At 41.9% G+C, this 5,111-nt stretch carries 8 protein-coding genes; all 8 read left to right on the plus strand.

Translation table 11 applies throughout. The annotated features are described in order from the left end of the window. The coding region (locus GRP75_RS18910) for a SufD family Fe-S cluster assembly protein (RefSeq protein WP_202404214.1) at positions 1-296 on the plus strand (296 nt) is incomplete at its 5' end. Positions 297-609: 313 nt separating this feature from the next. Beyond that, positions 610-849: a NifU family protein gene (locus GRP75_RS18915; RefSeq protein ID WP_013373004.1), complete on the plus strand. Its 240-nt coding sequence runs from the start codon at positions 610-612 to the stop codon at positions 847-849. 385 nt (positions 850-1,234) lie between these two features. Then, positions 1,235-1,786, plus strand: coding sequence for a TetR/AcrR family transcriptional regulator (locus tag GRP75_RS18920; RefSeq protein WP_023990242.1), 552 nt, complete (start codon positions 1,235-1,237; stop codon positions 1,784-1,786). Positions 1,787-1,939: 153 nt separating this feature from the next. Beyond that, complete coding sequence (locus tag GRP75_RS18925) at positions 1,940-3,163, plus strand: MFS transporter (protein ID WP_023990241.1); 1,224 nt, start codon at positions 1,940-1,942, stop codon at positions 3,161-3,163. 130 nt (positions 3,164-3,293) lie between these two features. After that, positions 3,294-3,605, plus strand: coding sequence for a LiaF transmembrane domain-containing protein (locus GRP75_RS18930; RefSeq protein ID WP_013311898.1), 312 nt, complete (start codon positions 3,294-3,296; stop codon positions 3,603-3,605). An 84-nt stretch (positions 3,606-3,689) separates the two neighbouring features. Further along, positions 3,690-4,361: a PspA/IM30 family protein gene (locus GRP75_RS18935; protein ID WP_023990240.1), complete on the plus strand. Its 672-nt coding sequence runs from the start codon at positions 3,690-3,692 to the stop codon at positions 4,359-4,361. 7 nt (positions 4,362-4,368) lie between these two features. After that, on the plus strand, positions 4,369-4,857 hold the full coding sequence (locus GRP75_RS18940) for a PspC domain-containing protein (RefSeq protein WP_023990239.1): 489 nt from the start codon (positions 4,369-4,371) through the stop codon (positions 4,855-4,857). Continuing rightward, a partial coding sequence (locus GRP75_RS18945; RefSeq protein ID WP_160790050.1) for a PspA/IM30 family protein occupies positions 4,857-5,111 on the plus strand: 255 nt, incomplete at its 3' end. The genes GRP75_RS18940 and GRP75_RS18945, both read left to right, overlap by 1 nt.

Genomic DNA, 5,111 nt, shown 5'->3' on the forward strand with positions numbered 1-5,111 from the left:
GGTCTAAGTCCAATATTAAGTGCGATACGTTGATATTGGACAACATGTCATCATCAGATACGATTCCGTACAATGAAATTAAAAACGATCAGATTACTTTGGAGCACGAGGCAACAGTATCCAAAGTGTCCGAGGAACAATTGTTTTACTTAATGAGCCGCGGGCTTACAGAACAAGATGCTACACAAATGATTGTAATGGGCTTTATTGAACCGTTTACCAAAGAATTGCCAATGGAATATGCCGTTGAAATGAATCGGTTGATTCAATTTGAGATGGAAGGAAGCATCGGTTGATTCATTAATTTAATAGATCAAACCTTTATCATTCTTTAAAGAGGTGCTAGTAATGAAGAAAAATAATTCGGACGATTCAGAACTAGCTCAAATTACCCGAGAGATACGAAAACTTCAGTTCTGCTTCAATATGCTGTCAGGATTGAGCGCAAGTTGTGGTGTGATGATACCTTTAGACTCTATTCATACGCTTATAAGGGAACTTTCGGATCAAGAGGTCACTCTTAGGCAAAAAGCAAAGGATCACTCAGACGATCTAGGGTGAAAAAAGGTCTGAATTGACGGTTGATAAAAAATGGGAGGAGTTGACATAATGGATGAAAATGGAGTTTTATTCGATGAAGTATCGGAAGTTCTTCTCAAACTACGTCCTTTCTTACTGCGTGACGGTGGAGATGCTGAACTGGTCGAAGTTGAGAACGGTATAGCAAAATTAAGATTTTTGGGAGCTTGCAATGGTTGCCCAAGTGCTACGATTACGTTAAAGGTTGCTATTGAGCGCGCAATTCTTGAGGAAATTGATGATATTAAAGAAGTTGTACAAGTATTCTAAATTCCTTGATACTGAGCAACTGAGTTAGTCCTGTCGCAGACCATAGCTACGGAAGTTGATCCCGCTGCTCAATACCAAAGTACATCGACAGATTACCTTGCGGGTCGAAATCGACGAGCAGCGCTTATTTTACTTCATTAAACAAGGTATTATCACGATTGTATTCGGTATCGAGTGGGAAACCGTGGAGGTTCGAGTCCTCTCGCCGGTATACACAAAAGGATGATAAAATGCTTAAAGGCATTTTATCATCCTTTTTATTATATATTCATGATTTTGGCAACAAGGTTAACATGGATTTGACCAGCGCTTTGATCTTATCGTAAGATGATGGTACTGAAAAAACTTTTCTAGTTTACTGAGCACGAAAGAAATGAGGACGAATATGCAGGAAAGAATTTTGGAGGCTTTTGTAGAGGAAGTTCATGAAAATGGTTTGAAATTTACGATGGATGATCTTGCGAAAAGACTCGCCATTAGTAAGCGTACGTTGTATGAACATTTTTCGTCTAAGACGCTTATTTTAGAAACACTTATTGAGCGTACTAATGATGATATGATTCGTAAAACTGAGCAAATTATCGAAAATAATGAGTTATCTTTGTTAGACAAGATTAAGCAGTCGATTAGGGTCATGCCTCTGTATTATAAGTTTTACGATTTAAGAATATTGGACCAGATGAAAAAGTATTATCCTGAGCAATGGAAAAGGGTACATGCCGATTTAAATGACTGGTCTCCGATTAGAACATTAATTCAGGAAGGCATTCGAGAAGGAATAATAGTGAACAAAAATGAGGCTCTGATCATGAAGCTTATTATTGAATCTGTAAATTTAACGCTTGATCAGCGTTTCTTTCTGGATAACAGTGTGACGGTAGAGGAAGCAACTTATTCTATTGTAGATATTCTGTTGTTCGGATTGGTCGAAAAATAAAAAAATAGCCTCAACAATATGCTGCATATTTGAAGAGGCCATTTTTTTATATGAAAACTAATAAAACAATTTTAGTTTCAATTGTTTTTGAAAAAGAATAATGAAGTTTACCTGATGTTGAATAAAGAGATACGGAAAAGGAAGGGTGGAAATATGTCTATACTCACAAGAAATCGAGGAGCAATGCTGTTATTGATGCTTAACATTTTTTTGGCATTCATGGGGATTGGCTTAGTTGTCCCTGTGTTACCTAAGTTTATAAGTGAGCTAGGGATGAATGGTTCCTCGATGGGGCTGATGGTTGCAGCTTTTGCGTTGACACAGCTTTTGTTATCACCATTGTCAGGAAAGTTGTCTGATCGTTATGGACGTAAAAAGTTGATTGTTTCTGGGATGTTCATCTTCATGTTATCAGAGCTTGTTTTTGGACTGGCAAATTCCATTCCTACCCTGTTCATAGCACGAATCATGGGTGGAGCAGGGGCAGCATTGCTTACTCCTTCTATTATGGCCTATGTCGCTGATGTGACCTCGTTTGAGGAAAGAGGCAAGGGAATGGGAATGATCAATGCAGCGATCAACACAGGCTTCATAATAGGACCAGGGATTGGCGGTTTGCTTGCCACATATGGAATACGCATTCCCTTCTTTGCGGCAGCAGGAGCTGCGGGAATAGCGGCTATTTTGTCTCTGTTAGTGCTGCCTGAGTCTTTAAGCAAGGAAAAGCAACAATTTAATAGAGAGCTTCCACGTCAAAAAGAAAATCTTTTGCAGCAATTTGCCAAGTCATATCAATCTCCATATTTCATGGGTTTACTCATTGTATTTGTCGTTGCTTTTGGGTTAGCGAACTTTGAAACAGTGTTTGGACTGTTTGTTGACCATAAATATGGTTTTACACCAATGGATATTGCCATCATTATAACGACAGGCTCCATTATGGGAGCAGTTGTCCAAGCAACTATATTTGGATGGATCATTAATCGTTTTGGAGAGAAAAAAGTAATTCACCTCTGTTTGGCTATTGGGGGCGTTTTCATTTTTCTAACCCTATTTGCTGAACAGTATGTGATGATTATGCTGACGACCTTTATCATTTTTCTGGCTATGGATATCCTTCGTCCAGCAGTAAGCACTTCTCTATCGCGGCAGGCCGGAGATGAGCAAGGCTTTGTGGCAGGAATGAACTCGTCCTATACAAGCTTGGGTAATGTGATTGGACCGTTAATTGCAGGACTGTTGTTCGATGTTCATATTAACCTGCCTTATATGGTTGCAGCTATAGCGTTACTGGCTTGTCTTGTCCTGTCACTACGCTCCAAGCAAGCGGGTGAGCAACACTCGATAGCCCGTGCAGCAGAACAGCATAGAGGGTGATAGCCGCAGGTCTATATTCATCCCCGACTTAGGTCTAGGTTCAAAAACCGTCTGGGGTCCGTTTTGTCGAACGCTAAGTCAGCGTACAATAAGAACATAAGCAAGACACAGTGAAAGGCGGTGAGAGATGATGAGAGTTAACAAAGGGAATGGGTTAGCCATTGTACTGATCGTGTTGGGTTCGATTATGCTGCTCGGTAAGTTTACTCCGTTTTTCGGTCACTTTTTAGGACATCTGATTGGTTACTTAATTCCGATAGCTATGGTCATGCTAGGCTACTACGGTGTGAAAAAAGGAAATGCGCTCTTCGGCTGGATCGTACTTGTACTCGGGGTACTGATTTTGCTTGGCAAACTGTCCTGGCTTCTGGGACCGCTACTGGCAATCGGGTTGATCATATTTGGTGTTTCCCTGCTGAGTGACCGCAGAAGACGTTACTGATTTAGCAGTTTGACGAATGAAAAAAGATTGTAGCAACGAAGTGATAAATTATGGCAATACGAATTGTGAAAGGAGCAGACGCAAATGAGTGTTTTTCGAAGAATGCGAGATATCACGGTAGCGACCTTCAATGAGCATTTGGAACAAAGCCAAGACCCGGTGCAACTAATTGACCAGTTCTTGTATAATACCCGCCAGGAAATTGCCGAAGCGGAAAAACTCCATCAACAGTATGCGATGCACACAAGACAGATGAAGCAGCAGTTGGATCATGCATTGTCCATGCAGACCAAACGGGAGGAACAGGCGCTACTGGCTTTGAAGGCTGATGAAGAACATATCGCGAAGCTGGCCCTTCAGGAGAAAATGCTATATGCAGAAAAAGAAGAGCAGTATAGAGAACTGTGGGAGCAGAGCCGTGAATCACTACGTGAGCTAGAACAACAGCTAGATACGTTAAAGACAGAATATCAAACGGTACACAGCAAGCGTCAGTATTATGCGGCACGTGTACAGACGTTGAGACTCCAGCAGCAAATGAACGAACGGGCTGGTACATACGGTGGACGAAATGTTCCCCGAATGTTCAACCGCTTGGAAGACCGGGTAGCCGATATGGAAGCAGAAACGATGAGTCTGCGTGATTTACGTCGGGGTGAGGGCGACCATGTACAGGATGCCCAAGGCGGTGGATCGTTGCTTGAACAAGAGTGGGAGAGACTGAAAAGCAAGCTGAACAACAGCGGGAAGGAGTAAATTGATAATGACCCGAATTTACAGATCAAGCCGGGATAGAGTAATAACAGGTGTATGTGGCGGTCTTTCTGACGCAACAGGAATGGACTCAACATGGATTCGTATTCTGGTTGTGATCAGTTTCTTTATTACAGCAGGAACCACATTTATGATTTATGTGATTGCGGCACTGGTTATCTCCAAGGAGCCGAGATCTCCTTTCGATGGAGGATTTGGCCCTGACAGCGGACCCTATAATCAACAGGACCCGCGCTATTATGGCAGTAACAATACAAGATCGCAGTATGGGCAGGGAACTGGTTACAATCAGGGCGGCGCATACGGCAATTCGAACCCGTTTTTTGGTCAAGATGCCCGCAACTCATCCAAATTTAACACAGGTCAGAACAACGACTTGGATTCCATGATGGAAGATATTGAGAAAAAGGCAATGAAAAAAGAATTGGCAGAGTTACGCAAAAAAGTAGAGCAATTCGAGAAGGGAGATCGTAAATAATGGGGATCTTTAAAAGAATGAAGGATATGACAAGAGCATCGGTGAATGAAGTGTTGGATAAAGTGGAAGATCCGATTATTATGTTGAATCAATATTTGCGCGATATGGAGGCGGAAATTCACGAGGCTGAGGTAACGGTTGCCAAGCAAATGGCGAATGAACGACGTATGAAACAGCGTTTGGAGGAAGCGGTACGTGTATCCAATGAGCGTGAGAAGCAAGCCGAATCCGCATTACGAAATGGTCAGGAAGAA

This window comes from Paenibacillus sp. OT2-17 (assembly GCF_009827695.1).
In the GTDB taxonomy this organism is placed as follows: domain Bacteria; phylum Bacillota; class Bacilli; order Paenibacillales; family Paenibacillaceae; genus Paenibacillus; species Paenibacillus polymyxa_B.